Genomic DNA, 19,927 nt, shown 5'->3' on the forward strand with positions numbered 1-19,927 from the left:
TTTCTCATTGGGCGGGGAAGTGCCGGAAACGTCGACTCCGCTTCATTCTCCGCGCACAGCGAATGTTCGGCGCCGCATCGGTGGGACACACCGACCGGAACCACGGCCTGTCGATTCGCCCCCTCGATCCTCGGGACTTTGTGACGGCGCTCTACGACAGATTGCTCCGCCGACCATCGCCCTAGCCGGCCCCAAATCCCTCTGGACGAGCGTTTGTAACCGTGGTTACATACTGGCATGGGCACGGACGGTGAGGTCGGTGAGTGGGTGCTGCTGAGTTACCGGTTGCCCCGCGAGCCGTCGACGCCGCGAATCACCGTGTGGCGCAAGCTCAAGAAGCTGGGCGTGGCACAGCTTTCCGACGGCGTGGTGGCGCTGCCGGCGGATGCCCGCACTCGTGAGCAGTTCGAGTGGCTTGCCGAAGAGGTCACTGAATCGGGTGGTCAGGCCGGGGTGTGGGTGGCCCGCCCCACGACTGCGGCGCAGCAGCGACAGCTGGCCGCTGAGATGGCCGAGGCCCGGGCGGACGAATACCGAAGCTTGACCGAGGCCGCAATCGCTGCGCACTCGGATGGCGGCGGCGCGGCCGCGGTGAAGCGCCTGCGCACGCGCTGGCGGGAGATCACCCGCCGCGACTTCTTTCCGCCTCCGGAGCGTGAGCAGGCGCGGCAAGCCTTGCGCACGCTGACGGAAGAGGCGCTGCCGCGCGGCGATGAGCAGGAGGCGCGGCGATGAAATGGGCTACCCGCGCCGGCATCCACATCGACCGCGCCGCTTGTGCTTGGTTGATCCGCCGATACATCGACCCTGAAGCGGAGTTTCTGTTCGTCAGTGACCCTTCCGAGGTTCCCGACGACGCCACCGCCTTCGACATGCGCGGCGTTGAACTTTCCCACCATCACGGCGACTGTTCGTTCGAGACCATCCTGCGCCGTTATGAATTGACCGACCCGGTGCTGTGGCGCATCGGCGAGATCGTGCACGAAGCCGACCTGGACGACGGCCGCTACGACGCGCCCGAAGCCCCCGGCTTGGACACCGTGCTGCGCGGACTCTCGATGACCGGCACCGACGAGGACACGCTGACCGTCGCTACGGCGATCTTCACCGGACTCTACGAGTTTCACCGCCGCAGTCTCATGCTCGGGCGAGAACCCTCATGAGCGATCTGGGACACCAAGTACGTCGGCTAAGGGCCGCGCGCAGCAGATGGGGCGCTCGGTCGTGGCTCGCAGTGGCGGTCAGCCGCAATCCGCTGATCGGTCGCCAGCACCGGTATGAGGCCTGGGTCGTCGTCGCATCGGTGCTGCTTCTCGTGGTCGCCGCGGTGCTCAGCGCGGGCGTCGGCGCTGCGGTGTACTCGGCTCGTGTCGAGCACTACCGGGCCGAGAAGACGTCGTGGACTCTCGTGTGGGCCAAGGCAACTGAGTTTAGTGCGATGCCGGTGGACACCCATCAATCGACCCATCATGTTTATGCTTGTTGGCTGGCTCTTGGCCGGCAGCGCTGCGACACCATCGACCTCCACCACCCGGTCACCCCAGGCGAGCAGGTGCCGATCTGGATCGACCGCCAAGGCCAGTATCTGCGCACTTCGGATCCGGCGCGGCAGGCACTCATCGACGCCTCGATCACGGCATTCATCATGTGGTGCGCACTGGCCGCCCTGATCGCCGCGGTCACCACATCCTGGTGGCGGACGCTGGCCCGAGCGCGTGATTCAGGCATGGACGCCGAACTGATGCTGCTATTCGCAACAGAAAAAGGTCGAGGCGACCACGGCCCAGGTCAGTAGGTCTGTATCTCGAGGGAGCAAGCCGAACTTCAATCGACCGTGGGTCCAGGCGCCGACACGTGAGGTCCTAGCTTTGACTCATGCCGTCCGCGCACTCCATTCGGCGGTTCGCTCAGGCGTCGCCTCGGCAAGTGCTTTGCGAGTGCGATCCGCATCGAAGTCCTTGCCGTACACCGGTGTTCCGGGCTGCTGGCGCCATGATTCCGAGATCGGCCCGGCGTCGACGGGGTCGAATCCGAGTTGGTCGACGACGCCGTACACCAATTCGCGGCCAGCTCCGTCTTCACCGGCGATCGGCAACGCGATGCGGTTGGGTGTCCCGCTGGGAGTGCCGCGTTCCAGCAGGTGCTTCCAGAAGATTCCGTTGAACACCTTGTACACCGGCGCCCCGATTTGCTCTGCCACCCAGGCGCTCTCGGTCTGACCGTCCTCGATCGCCGCGATCTCACCGTCGCGCTGCTGCGGGTAGTAGTTGTTGGTCTCGATAACCGGGGCACCCGGCTTGCGCGCAGCGACGATGCCGTCGGCGAGGTCGGGCACATTCTTCTGCGGGATGCTCACGATCACCAGGTCGGCGTCGGCTGCGGCGTCCTTGGCCCACACCGCCGTCGCTCCGGTTTCGCTCGCCAGGTCGGCGAGCGTCTCGGGTGAGCGCGAGTTCGCCACGGCTACGTCGTGTCCGAGTGCGCTCAGTCGGCGCACCAGTGTGCCGCCGATATGACCCGCTCCGATGATTCCGATCTTCATGAGCCGCCTCCGTATCGAGTTTCCGTACGACTGGTGTCAACGTCTGGGAAGCGGCCAACATTCCGGTGGTGTTCCCGGCGCAGGGAGAGTTGAGTAACGAAAAAGATTGTGTCGCAGCTGACTACCACCAAGCGATTATGGCGTGCTTGCAGGTTGGCCCGGGACGAGAGATGAGGGAGGGGTCTATCGCCATCGTCATACGGCGGTAGGCACCCCGGAACCTTCTCGCTAGATGGATTGGGTCAGGTCTGCGGGCCCGCGGCGCAAACGTAGGTCGGCCTCGATACGGGCGGCGGTATTGGTCATCGCGCTGATCAACGCCGACTCGTACTCCTCGGGACGCGAAGATGTGTGCATCACCGAGAGGTTCAGTGCAGCTACCGGGTGCTGTGAGCGATCGTATACCGGAACTGCGTAGGCGCAGAGGCGTTCGTCGAACTCCTGGTCGAGCACAGCCCACCCACGGGCGCTGATCTCGCGAATACTCTTGCGTAACAGTGACTTCGAGGTGACGGTCATATCGGTGTACTTGGCGATCTCGACACCCTTGAGGTATTCGTCGAGTTCGTGGTCGGTCAGCGCACTCAAGAGCACGCGACCGGTCGAGGTGATCCAGGCGGGAAAACGGGTGCCGGTCGAGACGTTGAGCATGAACAGGTTCTCCGCGCGCGCGTGTGCGACGTAGACGATCTCGGAACCGTGCAACACCGTGAGGCCGGCGTCGAGGATCGAAAGCGGGGTGTCGGCCCCCACCTTCGAAATGAGGTCGGTCAGATGTGGCAGTACGGTCGCTGACAGCGGAGCTGACGTCAAATAGGAGTACCCCAGCTCGAGAATCTTGGGAGTCATGGCGAAGTAGCGCCCATCGGCGCGCAGGTACCCCAGGTCCACCAAGGTGAGGATGAATCGACGGGCCGCGGCACGGGTCAATCCGGTGGCCTCGGCGACGTCCGCGATGGTCTGCCGATCCCGGGACTCACTGAAGGACTGGATGACAGCCAGTCCGCGTTCGAGCGATTGCACGTAGTGGCGTTCGCGCTCGTCTTCCATCGGATTCTCTTCTCTGTGTCTCGCCACGTGTGAGTCGGCCACTTAGAACATACCGGGCCGACAGCCCGCTGACGTGCGCTCTGCGCTGGTGTTCGCTCTGCGTGCAGATGGCTATCTGATCGCACGAGCTCAGGCCCCTATTGACGACCGCAACGTCGGTAGGCACACTAGGGCGGGCGCATAACGACGTAACGGGCGCATTGCGAACAAATCCCTGTACCGCTCGGGGAATGGAGGATCAGATGAGTAGGACGCGCGTGGCGATTGTGGGTGCCGGTGCGCTTGGCCTGTCGACGGCGTTGCACCTGGCCGAGGCGGGGCAGTTCGAGGTGACCGTAGTGGAGGCTGAACACATCGCCGAAGGGTCGTCGAGCCGGTCGATAGGGATCATCGAAACCCAGTACATGAACGAATTCGACATCGCGGTGCGCGCGTTCGGGCTTCGATTCGCCAAGAAGTTGGCTGTCACCGACGGTCTGCACTTCAACACCAACGGTTATCTGCGGCTGGGGGATTCGGAACAGGCGCTCGAAAGCTACGCCCGCAGTGTCGACCTACAGAGGAAACACGGGGTCGATGACGCCCGCGTGCTGGACAAAGCCGACATCGCCAAGCTCATCCCACACTTGGAGATGGGCGACCGGATCGGAGGCCTGTACGGTCCCAGCGACGGTTACGTCGACGGACATCTGTTCTCCAATGCAATGGGCGACATCGCGCGTCGCAACGGAGCGACGATTCTCCAGAAGGCCAAGCTGCTGGGAGCCACCTCGGGCAGCGGTGGAGAATTCCTACTGCAGACCACCCGCGGCGAGGTCGTCGCCGACATCGTCGTCAATGCTGCCGGGGGATGGGCCGGCAAGGTCGGAAACCTCCTCGGTGCGCCGGTGACGCTGAATCCGCAACGTCACCAAGCAATCACGGTGACGTTGAGCAAGCCGCTGGGGTACGTCATGACCTCGGTGATGGACTATGTGCCCGGTAGCGGGCGCGCCGGTCTGTACTTCCGGCACGAGAACGAGTTCTCCCTGTTCGCTGGTTTGCATACCGAGGAGACCATTCAGGACGCCAGCGACCCCGATAGCGTCTCCTACAACGCCGATGAGCCGTTCACCGAGCAGATCGCCGAGGCACTCGCAGAGCGCCTGCCGAAACTCGACGGCGCAGGGATCGGCCGCGGCTGGGCCGGCATGTACCCCATGTCGTTCGATCAGCAGCCTGTCGTGGGGCCGCACCCGGCCAACCCTCGGGTGATCTGCGCAATCGGTGCCGGCGGCAACGGTATTCAGCTGTCCCCGGCCATCGGCCTGACGGTGACCGAGTACCTGCAAGGTCTCACGCCGACATTGGCGGGTCCCGGATCCAAGTGGGATCCCGCCCGTCTCGCATCATCCGATCCGGCAGTCGCCGGAGCCAACCTGCAAGGAGCACAACAGTGAATGCACGCGTGAATTACGCCAGCACGCATACCGACGCGGACACAGGGGCGGCTTTCGAAGCCGCGCTGGAGAAGGGCCGCACCACCGGCGGCACACTGGCGCATCTGATCGGCGGCCGCGCGATCGACTCCGGCGACGTGTTCACCCGCGTCAATCCGGCGCATCCCGGCGAGGTTGTCACGCGGGCCCACGCGGCCGACGAGGCGCTGGTTGCCGATGCAGTGGCCGCGGCCAAGGAGGCGCAGAAGGATTGGCGCCGGACCTCGACGATCAAGCGCGCCGCTGCACTGCGCGCCGCACAGCAAGACTTCGAGGACCGCTTGATCGAGATCGCCGGCATCCTGTCAGCCGAGACAGGGAAGTCGAGGCTGGAGGCGCTCGGGGAAGCTCAGGAAGTCGTCGATCTGGTCGACACGTACACCACGCAGTTCGAGAAGTCGGGTGACTTCCGCACGCGGATGAACACCGCCGACCCCAACGAGGAGAACACCGACCTGCTGCGTCCCTATGGGGTGTTCGCCGTGATCGGTCCGTTCAACTTCCCGGCCGCTCTCAACATCGGGATGGCAACGGCTGCACTCTTGATGGGCAACACCGTGGTGATAAAGCCCAGCGACAAGGCGCCGCGCTCCGGCGCGATCGTGACCGAGATCCTGGCCCGGCACACCCCTGCCGGCGTGGTCAACCTCATCCATGGGGGCGCGGCCACCGGTAAGGCGCTGACTGCCGCGCCGGTCGACGGTATCGCCTTCACCGGGTCGGCCGACATCGGGTGGAACATGGTCCGGGCGCTCAACGACGGCCCGTTCGGCCGGCCGGTGCTGGCCGAGATGGGCGGCAAGAACGTCACGGTGGTCTCGAGCAACGCCGACATCGACGCCGCGGCCGAAGGGGTGGCCCGGTCGGCGTATGGGCTGTCGGGGCAGAAGTGCTCGGCCTGCTCCCGTGTGGTGGTACAGGCCGACGTGCACGACGACTTCGTGGCGAAGCTGGCCGAGCGAGTGCGGGCGCTGACCGTATCAGCGCCCGAAGACGCGCATGCCTTCATGGGCCCCGTCATCGACCAGGCTGCCGTGGACCGTTTCGAGGACGCGGTGGCGTCCGCGCGCGCCGCCGGAGCCACCATCGTGGGGGGAGACCGGCCCGACCGGGAAGGCTACTTCGTCAATCCCACCGTGGTTACCGAGCTGCCCGTCGGGCACGAACTCACCCGCAAAGAGCTGTTCCTGCCGTTCGTCACGGTCACCAAAGTGGATTCGTTCGACGCCGCCATCGACGAGGCCAACGCGGTTGATTACGGCTTGGCCGCCGGGGTTTTCAGCGCCGATGAGAACGAGGTCGAGGACTTCCTAGACCGCATCGAGGCCGGCGTGCTCTACGTCAACCGCCGCACCGGGGCCACCACCGGCGCCTGGCCCGGCATCCAGACGTTCTGCGGATGGAAATCCAGCGGTTCTTCGGGCAAGGGCGGCCTCGGCCCGTGGTACCTGCAGGGCTTCGCGCGCGAGCAGAGCCGCACCCTCCCGGTCGGCAAGTAACTCAAACAACCGTTATCACCTAGGAGAATCGCATGTCACTGACCAAGATCGAAGAGCAGGTCGTCGGGGCCAAACAGGGCTACGCCGGTATCGTCAAGCAGGGTCAGATCATTCGCCTCACCGACGTCGAAGGAAAGCAGGTCATCGATTTCGTCGTCTGGAACAACAACGATCGGCGAGAGAAGCTGTCGGCAAGCTACTCACGCTCCCGTTACTTCGCGCCGCAGGGATCGGAGTATCTGCCGCGCAACACCATCGGCGAAGGTGACTGGGTGATGTCGACCAGCTGCCGTCCGCTGATGACGATCCTCAAGGAAACGGCCGAGCGCAAGGGTGTGCACGATCTGCATCACCGGATGTGTAACCGCTTCATGATGAATGTCTTGGGTGGGGTGGATGTGGACGGCTGCCACGAGATCATCGGCAAGGCCATCGCGCCGTTCGGCGTCGACTACTCCGAGGTGCCCGATCCCATGAACGTCTTCATGAATTACCCCTACGACGTCGAGCGTGACGGGTTTTTCATCAACGAGCCCATCACCAAGGCAGGCGACTACATCGAGTTCCGTGCCGAGATGGACGTGTTGGTCGCCTTCGCCAACTGCCCCGAAGACATCACGACCGCCTGCAATGCGGGCAACTGCACGCCGGTCAAGGTCGAGATCTTCGAAGACTCCGACGCCGAACCGTTCCCGGTGCTCGACCACTACGAGTGGCTGCACCAGGAGCTTCGCAAGCGTGGCCGCGTCATCGCAAAGACCGGTCTGTAGACCACCATGACCCAGACACGCGCGAATGCGCCTCGGCCGGCGAACACACCCGCCGGGGCCGCCAGCATCGCTCGGATCTCACCCACGTTGTCGCCCGAGCGGACGGCTCTGATCCTGATCGACTTCCAGAACGAGTGGTTTCACCCCGAAGGTGCATACGCCCGCACCGGATTCGACATCTCACACATGACACGGACGGTCGAACCCACCGTCGAGCTCGTCGACTTCTGCCACGAGCATGACATCCCGGTCATCTGTCTGACGTATGTATGCCGGGGCCGGATCGACGGCGGGCCGGTCTTCGACAAGCGGCCGGCGCTGCGTGACGACGGTGGTAAAGGGCTGCGGGAGGGCACATTCGGGGTGAAGGTGATCCCGGAGCTGCCCCTGTCCGCAGAGAAGTACGGCGACTGGTTCATCGAGCGCAAGAGGATGAGCGGTTTCTACCAGACCGGGCTCGAGCAACTCCTTCGCGATCTCGGCCGCGACACGGTGCTGATCACCGGAGTGGCCACGGGATCGTGTTGCGAATCAACGGCTCGTGACGCCAACTTCCGCAATTTCAACGCGGTGATGGTGCATGACTGCCTCGGAACGATCGGCGGCACCACGTTGCACCCGATCACCAAGGAAGAGCATCACGTCACCGCCGAAGAGATGCACTTCGCCTCACTGCGCAACTGCCAGATGATCGTCTGTGACGTGCTGAGCAGCCAAGAGTGCATGGCTGAGCTGAGTGGCGCGGGAGATGGCGAACTCGCCTGACCTGAGCGGGTGCCGGGATCGCGTGCCCCTGGAGCGCGGTCCCGGCACCAGTAGCGCGGGTCCGTCAACGCTCTGAAAAGAACCACCTTCACTCATGGAGAGACTCGCACTATGCCACGCACCGATGAACGGCTGTATCAGCGCGCACTCGAGGTCATGCCCGGCGGGAACACCCGCTCCACGTTGTTCGTCGCCCCACACCCACCGTATGCGGTGCGCGGCGAGGGGGCGGAGGTCACCGACGCCGACGGGCACGTGGTCATCGATTGCAACAACAACTACACCGCGTTGATCCACGGTCACGCCGACCCCGAGATCCTGCACACCGCGCGTGAAGTCGCGACTGCTGGAACTGCATTCGGTCTGCCGACCCGTTACGAGGTCGAAATGGCGGAACTGCTGCGGGAACGGACCGGCGGCATCGCGCAATGGCGGTTCTGTAACTCCGGCACCGAGGCGGTGATGATGCTCATCCGCGCCGCACGGGCCCATACGGGACGTGACACCATCATCCGCTTCGAAGGCAGCTACCACGGCACGTACGACGCCGCCGTCTCGTCCACCGCCAAAGGGGTTCCCGTCAGCCTGGGAGACTCGGTGATCGAAGTGCCACAAGCGGACATCGATGCCGTTGAGCGTGCCTTGGATCATCACCGAGGCCGCGTCGCTGCCGTACTCATCGACCTGATGCCCAACCGCGCCGGCCTCAACCCCGCCGATGCGCGCGACGTCGCCCGGCTGGTCGAACTCACCCGTGCGCACGACGTCCTGCTCGCAGTGGACGAGGTCATCACCTTCCGTCTCGAACCCGGTGGCCTGCATGCCCGCTATGGTCTGCAGCCCGACCTGGTCTCGCTGGGAAAGGTCATCGGCGGCGGATTCCCCGTCGGGGCCGTCGGCGGTAGCGCCGAGGTCTTGTCCTCCTTCAGCCCGTTGGCCGACGGGCCGGTGGCATGGGGAGGCACTTTCAGCGCCAATCCCGTCACCATGGCCGCGGGCATGGTGGCTCTGCGCCGACTCACGGCCGAGAGCATCAACAACCTCAACGCGCGCGGAGATGCTCTGCGCAGCAGGCTCAATCAGCACGGGGTCACCGCGAACGGCAGCGGCTCATTGATCCGGCTGATCGTCGATCACCCCGGTGCCGCGTGGTGGGAGCTCTACCGCGCCGGTGTGCTGGCAGGCACCAACGGTCTGTTGGCCTTGTCGACGGCCATGACCGACGAGCAGGTCGCGGCCATCGGTGACATCGTGATCGGCGTGTGCGGCCCCCGGATGCGCTGATCCAGCTGTGAACCACGAGTCGACCGAGCTGGGCTTGACGTTTCGAAGGCCGACGACATTCGGCTTCGGACAGAGTTATCGACCGATCGGTGCGCTGCCGCCCTGGTGCGGTAGGCGGGCTCTCGAGACGGCCGGGTGGGCCCGCCGCCGGTGGTGCTACGGCTCGAAATCCGGTCCGTCACAGCACACTAAGCAACGGCGCGCAGGCATCGAGCACTGCGCGCCGTTGGTGACAGCGGGGCGGTTCAGTCCGGCGTCGGAGTCGCGATGTTCGTCGCTTCCGATCGGCCGTGGCGCTGCCGGCGTTCTTCCTCGAGCTCCTGAGCGGAGGGCAGCCGTCGGCGTGCCAGTTTGGCGTCGACAGTCACGATTTCCGGGGCCGTGACGGCATCGTGGTTCGCTGGTGCCAGGCGAGGGCCGGCTTCTGGGAACACGTACCTGGGCTCCGGGAACAGCCACAATGCCACGTAGTAAACCGAACCGCTGACGAGGAAGGACAGGAAAAAGCTGACGTCGATCCCACCGGCGATGTTCTGCAACGGCCCGGAGATCAGCGCCGTGTGCGCGGTCAGCAGGCCCAGTGCCGCGCCGATGAACCAGGCGACCATGCTGCGGACGTTGAAGCCACGGGTGAACCAGTACGCGCCGCCTTCCTGGCCGCGGTTGAACACCTGCAGGTCCTCGACGAGGTAGTGACCCCGGCGGGTCAGGTAGCCGACCAGCAGGATCGACACCCACGGTGCGGAGAGTACGAGGATCAATGTGGTGAAGGCATTGACGGTGTCCACGAGATTGAAGACGAACCTGCCGAGGAACACGAGCACGATCGAGATGGCGCCGACCGCGACGGTGGCTTGCATCCGGTTCAGCCGGGGAATCACCGAGGAAAAATCCAGGCCCGTTCCGTACAGCGAGGAGGTGCTGCCGCCGAGGCTCCCGCCGATGAGGACGACGATCAACGGAGCCACGTACCACGCGGGGGAGATCTCGACCAGGCCGGCGATGTACGCCGCGGCGTCGGGCACCAGCGATGCGGTGGCGGCACCGAAGATAAATGGGATCAATGACGATATCTGTGCCACGATGACGGCGAGGCGCAGGTGTCGAGCCGGAAACCGTTGTGGCACATAGCGAGACCAGTCACCCAGGAAAGGGCCGTAGGAGATGGGGTTGGCCATGACGATGAGCAGGGCTGCAACCCAGGTGGTCCAGAAACCGCCGAGTAGATACTCGCCGGTTCCGCTGTACCCGAAGTCCATTCGTCCGCCCAGCGCCACGAAACCCAGGGCCATCAGGATCAGCATGGCCGGGGCCAGGAACTTGTTGGCGGCCAGCAGCCAACGGTAGCCGACGACGCAGATGGCAAAGGTGGCCAACGCTGTCAACCCGTAGGCGATGGCCGCGGTGAGGTTGGTGGCCAGGCCCGGATCCACCAGCCCGATCGCGGCCACCACGGCATCGCCACACACCCACACCGACAGCGTGAAGAACGTGATGGCGACCAGCAACGACAGTATGGACCCAACCACCCGGCCGGTGACACCAAAATGTGCACCCGAGGACACGGCGTTGTTGGTATGGGATCGCTGACCGATGGAGGCCAGCGGCGCCAGTAGCAGGGCGCCGATCCCCACGCCCACCACGATGGCGGTGGTGGCCGCGGCGAAGCTCAGCCCCAACGCGATGGGCAGTGTTCCGAGCAGCACCGTGGCGGTGGTGAGCACCGAGCCGGTGGCGATCCGCAGGAAGTCCCATGGAGTCGAGGTGCGAGCCTCGGGCGGGATCGGTTCCACGCCGTAGGACTCGACGAGCGGTTTCTGCGCAGACGGTGAATGTGGTTCGGGCATCGTGGCTTTCCGGAAGGAGAAGGGGTCAGGTGAGGAACTGTTCGCGACGCAGGGCGGCCTCGAGACCGTCGAGCATCGCGTTGAAGAGCACGGCGCCGTCATCAGCGGTGACATATCGGGCGTCGTTGACGATGCCGCTGGGCGGCACAGCGTCCTTCGGGGTGGGCAGAACGTCGTAATTGCGAGGAGTGAGATCCCACGGCGGGGGAGCGTCGCCGACTCGATCGGGTGCCAGGTGGCGCATGATGGCGGTCTCGAGGAGACCGCCGTGGTCAGCTGCCCAGTTCACCCCGCCCGGAAACGTCGCGGACAGGATATCGGCGTCGATCAGTTCCCATGGTGCATCGAAAACCACGGAACAACAGGGTGTTTCCCGTGTCGCCTCGTAGACGGCATCCCACAGCACGGACGCGTTCTCGTAGTGGCCGGTGAGGACCACCAATTTCCGGGCGCCCGCCGCGACGACGCCTGCGACGATCTCGCTGACCGCACTGAAAAGGGTGGGAATGCGCAAGGCTGGCAGGGGAAACACGTCGCCGCCGCCGGAGCGGGGTCGCGAGGTGGCGCCGTAGGGGAGCACGGGCAACGCGATACCGGAAGCGCGGCGGGCCAGTTCGTGTGCCATGGCCGCAGCGATCACGGTGTCGGTATCTGCGGGCAGATGCGGTCCGTGTGCTTCAAATGATCCGATCGCCAGGACGGCGGGGCGTCCGGACCCCAGCTGTTCGTGCAGGTATGGCCACGTGCCGGTGAGATCAGTCATGATGGGCGGCTCCCTCGAGTGCACCGCTTCCCTCACTCGAGACATCGTCGAGTGGGCGTCCGCTGGTTTCTGGTGCCCACAATATGCACATCAGCAGTCCGGATCCGACGACGGCGGCGCCGATCAGCATGGTCGGGCGGGTGCCGATGGACTCCAGCAGGATCGGGAGCAAAAAGGTGCCGGCCGTGGCGCCGATGCGGGTCATGGTGGTGGCGAATCCTACTGCGGTCGCGCGGATGTGGGTGGGGAACAACTCGTTCGGGTAGGACCACGACAACACGTTCGTGGGTCCGGAGACGAAAGCGTAGAAGCAGAAACACGCCACCACCAGCGCTGCCGCCTCGAGGGGAACCATCCCCAGGATCAGCAGGGGCAGGGTCATGAGGGCGAATGACCAGATGTAGAGGCGCCGGCGTCCCACCGTCTCTGCCCAGCGCAGCACCGGTAGGCAACCCAAGAGGAAGAGCAGACTGGTCAGGGCGGACCCCAGGTAGCTCGCGTTGCCGTGCTCGAGCCCGAATGACAGCAGAATCGTCGGTTCGAAGGTGAGGATCACGAAGAAGGCGGTGGTCTGTGCGGTGTAAGGGCCAGTGGCGAAGGCGGTTCGGCGGAGGTATCGCCGGGAGAAGAGCTCGCGGAGCCGGCCTTGCCCTTGTGCACCGGAATCAACAGAGGTCAAACCGGAGAGGGTGGCGTCGGGTCCGTACACGTCGCGGATGATCTGCAATGCCTCGTCGCGCCGACCTCTCGAGAGCAGCCACCGAGGCGACTCCGGCATTCCGACGCGCAGGATCAACGTGATCACCGCGGGGATGACAGCACTGCCCAGGACCCACCGCCACGCTCCGTCGCCGGCCCCCGCAACGATGAAATAGCCGACGACGTAGGCGGTGACGGCGCCACCAAACCACGACATGACCAGGAGACCGATGCCGCCGGCCCGGTGTTTGGTGGGCATCCATTCGGTGACCATGGTCATCGCCAGGGGGTAGTCGGCGCCGACAGCCAGGCCCACGATCAACCGCAGCGCTATCAGTTGCCAGGCCTCGGTGACGAAGAAGGTGAGCAACGCTGCGACAGCGAAGGCCACCAGGTCGATGGTGAACAACGTGTGCCGACCGACCCGGTCACTGAGCCAGCCGAAGATCAAGCTCCCGCCGAAGATGCCCACCAGGGCGGCAACGGCCATGACGCTCAGCAGCATTGACGACAACGAAAACTCGTTGATCACACCGGGGATGGCGACAGCCATCGAACTGAGCAGGTACCCATCGAGGAAGGTGCCGCCCGAACACTGCCAGCGCAACTTGCGGTGGAACCCGAGTATGGGTGAGTCGTCGATCACTGAATTGCCGGTCATATCGCGCAGATCCCTTCAGTGTGCGCACTGCGCACAAAAGTGCGTTCTAGTGGTGCACAAGTGTGGGCGCCGGTGCGTGGGTGTGTCAAGCGACACATCCGGCGAATTTACCCAGCTTTAACCGGCTGGGATGGACACCGCCCTTCGGTCCCTTGCGGGCGCGCGTGGGCGTGTGCGCAGTAATACCAAGGGGTTTCACGGCTTTCGCCCTTGACGAATCCGGCGGAACCAAGCAACCTAAGGGCGTATAACGACCAAACGTGCGCTTTACGCACTTCCTGAGAGAGGGTCCGACCGTGAGTCATAACGACGAGGCCGACACGATGATGGTGGAGATGCTGGAGTGGTGGGGCATCCCGACCTTGTTCCGCGCCCCTCACGTCAAGAGTCCGGAAGGCGTCGACATAGCGCTGGTCGGTGTTCCGCATTCGTCCGGCAACAACACCACCTTGCGCGATCAGCATCATGGCCCGCGGGCTGTCCGTGACATCTCTGCCAATGCCCGTCGTTACCACGACGCATTCGGTTTCATGGCCTGGGACGCGGTGAACGTCGCCGACCTCGGCGATGTGCCGCTACCGGAGTATGCCGACAACGAAAAGAGCATCGAACGGATCTCGGCGTTCTACGACCGAGTATTTCGGGCGGGAGCCCGCACGGTGTCCATCGGCGGTGATCACGGCATCACCGGCGGCATCGTGCAGGGTATCGCCGGTGATGAGAACTCAGCGCTCGGGGAGAAGGTTGCGCTGCTGCATTTCGATGCGCACACCGATGCCTACGACAGTCTCGACCACTGGCTCGGTGCCAAGAAGTCAGCGGCCAACTGGGCGGCCTACCTTGTTCATCAGGGCAACGTGGATGCGTCCAAGAGCGTTCAGATAGGTATGCGCGGAAATCCCCGTAGCCCAGGCTGGTTGGACCGCTCGTACGAACTCGGCTACGACGTGGTCACGATGAAGCGCTATCAGCAGGAAGGTGCGGCAGCGGTCATCGACATGATCCAGAAGCGCATCGGAGACACCCCGCTGTACATCACTTTCGATCTGGACTGCCTAGACGCCACCGTGGCGCCAGGCGTCTCGAACATCGAAGCGGGAACAGTGGGCTTCAACGTGGACCAGGTCACCGAGATCCTCCGGGCCATGCGGGGTAAGAACGTCGTCGGAGGCGACGTGGTGTGCTTGATGCCCACCCGTGACCTGCCCAGCAAGGTCACCGCAATGGTGGCCGCAGCGGTCATGCATGAGATCGTCGCTCTCATCGCCGATCGCAAGATCAACGCGTAAGCGCGGGCGGGGCGCTGGTCTGCGCGCTGGCGGATCAGCGTCCCTACTGCAGTACAGATCCGGCTAGGGGTGAGTGAAGATGGAATCGCCGTTGCGTAGCGACGACCTGGCGTGGCGGTTGGCAGACGATCTAGCCGGAGACCTATCGGCCGCTGAGCGCGCAGCCGTCTTTCTGGAACTCGGCTGCGGCCAGTACTGGGACGTCATCACGAGGATGCTCTCCGTGGCAATACGGGAAGAACACGTCGTCCCGCTTGCGTTGGTCTCGGCGTTGTGTCGCTGGCTTGACGGATACGCAGGCAATGTCGATGAGCCCGCCACTCGAGCTCTGCTGGCGCGAGTTCGGCTTCACCCGTCGGAGCCTCGTCACTTCTCGGCTGACGCCGCGGGCGCAGACAAACACACTCGGGCAGAACGTTTCTCACGGTGAAATCGCGGACTCATCCGGCCGCGTCCGCGCCGCTGTGTCGACCGACCTCGGCTCGAATCAAGGACGCTGCCTGCTTGAGTTCGGTGACCACCGCGAAGTGGTGCTCAGTGCCGTAGTCGTCGTTGTGCATCACTGAAAGGTTCAGCGCGGCAACGACGTTGTTCGATTCATCGAGGATGGGTACCGCGTACGAACACAGGCGCTCATCGAATTCCTGGTCGACCATCGCCCAACCCTGCTCCGCGACTGCGGTGATGCTGCGCCGCAGCGCCGACTTGGTTGCCACCGTCTTGCGCGTGTATCGGACCAGTTCGACTTCGTCGAGATAGGTGTCGAGTTCTCCGGGACTGTCCGCGCTCAGAAGGACCCGGCCGGTCGAGGCCACCCACGCGGGATAGCTGGATCCGGCCGACACGTTGAGTACGAACAGGGACTCCGCTCGGGCGTAGGCGACGTACACCACCGCATCCCGGTCGCGGACGGCCACGCCGGCGTCGAGCACCCGCAGTGACGTCGTGGTGATGATGGTCTCGACCAAATGGTCGAGGTACGGCTTCACCGTCGTGTGTAACGGGTCAGAGGCGAGGTAGGCGTGCCCGAGTTCCAGCACTTTGGTGGTCAGCGTGTAGTGACGGCCCTCAGGTCGCAAGTAGCCCAGATCATTGAGCGTGAGGACGAATCGACGTGCGGCGGCACTGTGCAATCCCGTGATTTCCGCCAGTTCGGCGACAGTCAGGCGATCCTGTGTCCGAGAGAACGTGTGGAGTACCTCCAAACCGCGCGCGAACGACTGAACGAAATAGCGCTCGCGGTCCTCTTCCACCCCTTGCCCTTTCCGTTCCATGCCGTGACTTCAGTGTCGCGGGTCTGCTGATGAAGGTACCGGTATGTGTCTCTCGCAGATCGGAGGCGGGTGAAACACCTCCGACAGAACGCGCCCGGGGCGTGTCTCAGTTCAGGCGTTGCGTGATGCGCGGCACTGTGGGAATCTGGTTGTGCGCATAACGAGGAAATACGCGCACTGCGCACAAAACTTCTCTTCGTCAGAAGGAGACCCCATGATCGGCATCCAACGGCGAGGCCAGCGGCCGCGCCCCCGAGGCAACGAGTGCACCGCGTGACATCCGGGGCTGACAGAACCATCGTTGACGAGCAGGCGCCCATCGACAACGATCCCGAGCGCGTCGTGTCGTACGTGCCGGCCGAAGAACGCCACGGCACCATCGCGCAGCAGTTCCGCTTCTGGTTTCTCAGCAACTTCCAGTTCTACGCGATGTCCATCGGCTTCATCGGTCCCTCGATGGGGTTGGGCTTCGGCTGGTCTGTCCTGGCGACGCTCAGTGGACTGGTGATCGGCACGACGTTCATGGCCTTGCACGGTTCGCAGGGGCCGCACCTCGGCTTACCTCAGATGATCCAATCCCGAGCGCAATTCGGCCATCGTGGCGTCGTCGTTCCCATTCTGTCTGCGGTGTTCGTCTTCGTCGCATCGAGCATCATGGTGGTTGTCATCGCCAGTGACGGCATGGAAAAAGTGTTCGGCATCCCCGCGTTCGCCGGCGGTTGGCTCATCACCGGCGTCGCCATGGTGATGGCGCTGTCGGGCTACGACTGGCTGCACCGCATCTACACAACGGTGTTGTACCTCTCGCTTCCGTTCATCATCATCCTCACCGTCGCACTTCCCTTCCAGCACAGCGACGCCGGCGCGTCGTCGGCACTGGGATTCACACTGGTCGGCTTCATCTTCCAGGCCACCGCCGCAGCGGGTTACAACATCACATTGGCTCCCTACGTATCCGACTACACGCGGTACATGAGGTCCAGCACCAGCTCCAAGAAGATGGTCCTGGCCGTCGGTGGTGGAGCGGCCATGTCGGGGCTGTGGATGATGGGCGTGGGGTCCTGGCTCGCTTCGTATCTGGGGGTGGGCGACGCGCTGAGTGGGTTACGCAACGTCGGAAACGGCGTCGTCCCCCACCTCGGCGACCTCGCCGCACTGACTTCGGTCATGGCGCTCATCGCAGCCAACGCCACCAGTGCCTACAGCGCGATGCTGTCAGCGGTGACGGTCCGCAGTTCCTTCGGCCGGCCTATCTTCACCGGGCGATCGCGCATCGTCACGATCATCCTGGTGTGCTTGTTCGTCGGCGCCGTCGGCACTTCGATCACCGGGGATGTATTGACCGCACTCGGGAACGCGCTGACGCTGAACCTCGCCGTGCTGGTTCCCTGGACCGCCATCAACCTCGTCGACTACTTCCTGCTCAAGCGGGGGCGATTCATCATCTCCGACCTACTGAGGCCGAGCATCTCCTATGGGATGTGGTCTGCACGGGGACTCACGGCCTACGCCATCGGAATCGCTTCCATGGCGCCGTTCCTCGTGGTGCACGGGTTCTATGAAGGGCCGCTCGCCAAATTCGTTCACGGAGCCGATATCTCGTGGGCCCTGGGCCTCGTTGTCTCTGCACTTGCGTACGTGCTGCTGCAACCGCTCGACCGGATACAAGGTCGAGTGCCATCGGTCGACGCCGCCGAGTCCGGCGTCGTGGTGAGCCCACCCGAGGGTTCACGCTAGGCAGTCCATGCGACTGCGACACCCCACATCACTACAACACACTGCAAGGAATCAACGTGAGTAACGCATCCCCGGCCGCCACGGTTGTCGGAAACCTTCCGGACCTCGATGGCAAGGTCGCCATCATCACCGGAGGGGCCACCGGGATCGGGCGCGCCGGAGCGCTGAAGTTCGCCGCGGCGGGTGCCCGCGTCGCCATCGCCGACCTGACCGATGCCACCCCCGTGGTCGAGGAGATCGCGGCTACAGGACTGCCGATGGCGCGAGCCTACAAGGTCGATGTGGGGGACCCCAGCCAAGTGGAGAGGTTGATCGCCGATGTGGAAAGCGATTTCGGGCGAATCGACGTTCTGTATGCCAACGCCGGAATCCACCACTGGGGCGACGCAACAGAAACAGGACTCGACGACTGGGCTGCCAGCCTGGCAGTGAATCTGAGCGGCGTGTTCTACCTCGCCAAGTACGGTATCCCGGCTTTGCGCCGGGTGGGCGGCGGAGTGATCATCACGACGGCGTCGGAGTACGGACTGCTCGGGGCCAGACGTTCGGTGGGTTACTGCGCCACCAAGGCTGGGATCATCAACCTGACGCGTGCGCTCGCCGTGGATCACGCCGGTCAGAACATCAGAGCCAATTGCATCGTTCCGGGTCCCATCGCCACCGAGCGGGGCTTGGCGTTGTTCCAGGAGGACCCGGGACTGGCCGAGGCGCAGGACCGTTTGATCCTACTGGGTCGCAACGGCGAACCGAGTGAAATTGCCTCGGTCGCAGCCTTTCTCGCCTCTGGCCAATCGTCGTTCATGACCGGGTCGGTGCTGCGCGTAGACGGCGGTGCGACATCGTGGTACTCGGTGTGAGTGTCACCCGGACCCACGGGTTGCTCGGCGCACTGACCTCCGCACAGGACCGTGGTGAGGTCACCGCCACCCAACTCGCGCAACGATCTTTGGATCGGATCGCAGCGGCGGCCGAGCTGAACGCCGTGGTCGCCGTCGACGCCGAGCGCGCAATGAAGCGCGCCGGTGAAATCGATGCACTTCGGAAGTCCGGCGCTGAGCTACCCGCCCTGGCCGGGGTGCCGGTGTTGATCAAGGACAACACCGACGTGCGCGGTCTGCGGACCACCCACGGCTCACTCTTGCACGCCGAGAGCGAGGTGGTGGACCGCGACGACACCGTGACCGCGCAGCTGCGAGCCGCCGGTGCAGTGATTGTCGGGAAGACCAATCTGCCCGAGTTCGCGATGGAATCCTTTACCGACAACCTCGTTTTCGGCGCTACCCACAATCCGTGGAGACATGGGAGATCGCCCGGCGGGTCCAGTGGCGGCTCCGCCGCGGCGTTGTCCGCTGGCTTGGCAGCGATCGCCACCGGAACCGACGGGGGCGGCTCCACCAGGATCCCAGCCGCGCTGTGCGGATTGCTGGGATTGAAGCCGACCAGTGGCGTGGCAGGAAGCGCCGCCGCACGGCTGCCGATCGATCTGTCCTCGACGGCCCCGCTGGCGCACACGGTGGCCGACCTGAGGCTGCTGGCCCGGCTGACCTTGCAGCCTGCTCACGGCGACCCGTCGTGTGTCGGTGGACCAGACACTGAAGGTCTGGACCGTCCGGTGGGCAGAGTCTTCGCGGTGCGACGGATCGCCGGGGACCAAGGCGTAGACGCTGAGGTCGAAGAGACATTCCTCACCGCGGCAGAGCATTTCGGAACGACACTGGGTCGTGAGGTCGAGGTCCTCGATGGAGGCGTCCTCGACGGCGGCGTCGACGAGACGTGGGCCACGATCTATGCCGCCGAGGATTCCTTTGCGCTGGGCTGGGATGTTGCCAGGGAACACTACGGCCTACTGGATCCGCGTATCGCTCCGTGGGTGGACAAGGGGATGGCGACAACGCTCGAGCAGTATCTTTCGGCCCGCCGGGAGCGGTGCGAATACGTGCGTGCGCTCGACGATCTCCTGCTGTCGAACAACATCCTGCTGTCACCGACGCTGAACACGGTGGGGTTGCCCGCCGACGGCAGGATCGACATCGCGCCAGGTGAATCGGTGCCGATGGATCTGTTCAATACGGCGGCGCTGAACCTGACCGGGCACCCCGGGCTCAGCGTTCCAGCCGGCTTCGTCAACGGTATGCCCTTCGGTATGCAGATCATCGGTCCCCGTGGCCGTGACCTCTGGCTTGTTGATGTAGTCGACGCCTGGGAGCGTGCTCACCCGTGGCCGCTGATGGCACCAGGATACGAGCCACTGGTCGAATTCACCGCGTGA

Annotated in this window: 18 protein-coding genes; 12 read left to right on the forward strand and 6 right to left on the reverse strand. The window is 64.3% G+C overall.

Annotation, left to right across the window (positions count from 1 at the left end; all coding sequences use genetic code 11):
• The first annotated feature begins 237 nt into the window (after positions 1-237).
• The 3 genes from NL241_RS10765 to NL241_RS10775 all read left to right on the forward strand — a co-directional run bounded on the left by NL241_RS10765 (position 238) and on the right by NL241_RS10775 (position 1,795).
• Positions 238-735: a Chromate resistance protein ChrB gene (locus NL241_RS10765; protein WP_487697143.1), complete on the forward strand. Its 498-nt coding sequence runs from the start codon at positions 238-240 to the stop codon at positions 733-735.
• Positions 732-1,163, forward strand: coding sequence for a chromate resistance protein ChrB domain-containing protein (locus tag NL241_RS10770; RefSeq protein ID WP_494397502.1), 432 nt, complete (start codon positions 732-734; stop codon positions 1,161-1,163). Before NL241_RS10765 ends, NL241_RS10770 begins: the two co-directional genes overlap by 4 nt.
• 71 nt (positions 1,164-1,234) lie before the next feature.
• The gene (locus NL241_RS10775; RefSeq protein ID WP_494397503.1) at positions 1,235-1,795 is read left to right on the forward strand and encodes an Rv1733c family protein; all 561 of its coding nucleotides are present in this window, start codon (positions 1,235-1,237) and stop codon (positions 1,793-1,795) included.
• A gap of 78 nt (positions 1,796-1,873) precedes the next feature.
• Here NL241_RS10775 and NL241_RS10780 read toward each other — a convergent pair whose 3' ends face one another.
• Together NL241_RS10780 and NL241_RS10785 are read right to left on the reverse strand one after the other, a co-directional pair.
• Entirely contained in the window at positions 1,874-2,557 is a 684-nt protein-coding gene (locus NL241_RS10780) for an NADPH-dependent F420 reductase (RefSeq protein WP_494398281.1), read from the reverse strand.
• Between the two features lie 213 nt (positions 2,558-2,770).
• Positions 2,771-3,592, reverse strand: coding sequence for an IclR family transcriptional regulator domain-containing protein (locus NL241_RS10785; RefSeq protein ID WP_487697149.1), 822 nt, complete (start codon positions 3,590-3,592; stop codon positions 2,771-2,773).
• 242 nt (positions 3,593-3,834) lie between these two features.
• Here NL241_RS10785 and NL241_RS10790 point away from each other — a divergent pair, with 242 nt between their 5' ends.
• From NL241_RS10790 to NL241_RS10810, 5 genes are all read left to right on the forward strand, one after another.
• Positions 3,835-5,031 (forward strand): NAD(P)/FAD-dependent oxidoreductase, encoded by a 1,197-nt coding sequence (locus NL241_RS10790; protein ID WP_494397504.1) that lies wholly within the window; start codon positions 3,835-3,837, stop codon positions 5,029-5,031.
• The gene (locus NL241_RS10795; RefSeq protein WP_494397505.1) at positions 5,028-6,569 is read left to right on the forward strand and encodes an aldehyde dehydrogenase family protein; all 1,542 of its coding nucleotides are present in this window, start codon (positions 5,028-5,030) and stop codon (positions 6,567-6,569) included. Before NL241_RS10790 ends, NL241_RS10795 begins: the two co-directional genes overlap by 4 nt.
• Before the next feature lie 32 nt (positions 6,570-6,601).
• Positions 6,602-7,339, forward strand: coding sequence for a DUF1989 domain-containing protein (locus NL241_RS10800; protein WP_487697153.1), 738 nt, complete (start codon positions 6,602-6,604; stop codon positions 7,337-7,339).
• Positions 7,340-7,345: 6 nt separating this feature from the next.
• Positions 7,346-8,104 (forward strand): cysteine hydrolase family protein, encoded by a 759-nt coding sequence (locus NL241_RS10805; protein ID WP_487697155.1) that lies wholly within the window; start codon positions 7,346-7,348, stop codon positions 8,102-8,104.
• A gap of 111 nt (positions 8,105-8,215) precedes the next feature.
• A complete protein-coding gene (locus NL241_RS10810) occupies positions 8,216-9,388 on the forward strand; it encodes an aspartate aminotransferase family protein (protein ID WP_494397506.1) in 1,173 nt (390 codons plus the stop codon).
• Between the two features lie 245 nt (positions 9,389-9,633).
• Here the strand turns inward: NL241_RS10810 and NL241_RS10815 are convergent, their stop codons facing one another.
• From NL241_RS10815 to NL241_RS10825, 3 genes are read right to left on the reverse strand one after another with little or no spacing between them, the layout of a single operon-like run.
• Positions 9,634-11,235: a purine-cytosine permease family protein gene (locus NL241_RS10815; protein ID WP_487697158.1), complete on the reverse strand. Its 1,602-nt coding sequence runs from the start codon at positions 11,233-11,235 to the stop codon at positions 9,634-9,636.
• Positions 11,236-11,260: 25 nt separating this feature from the next.
• Positions 11,261-11,998 (reverse strand): creatininase family protein, encoded by a 738-nt coding sequence (locus NL241_RS10820; protein ID WP_494397507.1) that lies wholly within the window; start codon positions 11,996-11,998, stop codon positions 11,261-11,263.
• Positions 11,991-13,358, reverse strand: coding sequence for an MFS transporter (locus NL241_RS10825; protein WP_494397508.1), 1,368 nt, complete (start codon positions 13,356-13,358; stop codon positions 11,991-11,993). The genes NL241_RS10820 and NL241_RS10825 overlap by 8 nt, the downstream gene beginning before the upstream one ends.
• Positions 13,359-13,654: 296 nt before the next feature.
• On the opposite strand from NL241_RS10825, the gene NL241_RS10830 reads away from it, so the two are divergent.
• On the forward strand, positions 13,655-14,647 hold the full coding sequence (locus tag NL241_RS10830) for an arginase family protein (protein WP_494397509.1): 993 nt from the start codon (positions 13,655-13,657) through the stop codon (positions 14,645-14,647).
• Between the two features lie 440 nt (positions 14,648-15,087).
• Here NL241_RS10830 and NL241_RS10835 read toward each other — a convergent pair whose 3' ends face one another.
• Entirely contained in the window at positions 15,088-15,921 is an 834-nt protein-coding gene (locus tag NL241_RS10835; RefSeq protein ID WP_494397510.1) for an IclR family transcriptional regulator domain-containing protein, read from the reverse strand.
• A 273-nt stretch (positions 15,922-16,194) separates the two neighbouring features.
• Between NL241_RS10835 and NL241_RS10840 the strand changes: the two genes are divergently transcribed.
• From NL241_RS10840 to NL241_RS10850, 3 genes are read left to right on the forward strand one after another with little or no spacing between them, the layout of a single operon-like run.
• Positions 16,195-17,658 (forward strand): purine-cytosine permease family protein, encoded by a 1,464-nt coding sequence (locus NL241_RS10840; protein WP_494397511.1) that lies wholly within the window; start codon positions 16,195-16,197, stop codon positions 17,656-17,658.
• 56 nt (positions 17,659-17,714) lie between these two features.
• Complete coding sequence (locus NL241_RS10845) at positions 17,715-18,515, forward strand: SDR family NAD(P)-dependent oxidoreductase (protein ID WP_494397512.1); 801 nt, start codon at positions 17,715-17,717, stop codon at positions 18,513-18,515.
• A complete protein-coding gene (locus NL241_RS10850; RefSeq protein ID WP_494397513.1) occupies positions 18,512-19,927 on the forward strand; it encodes an amidase in 1,416 nt (471 codons plus the stop codon). Before NL241_RS10845 ends, NL241_RS10850 begins: the two co-directional genes overlap by 4 nt.

The organism is Mycolicibacterium sp. SMGY-1XX, from assembly GCF_059132455.1.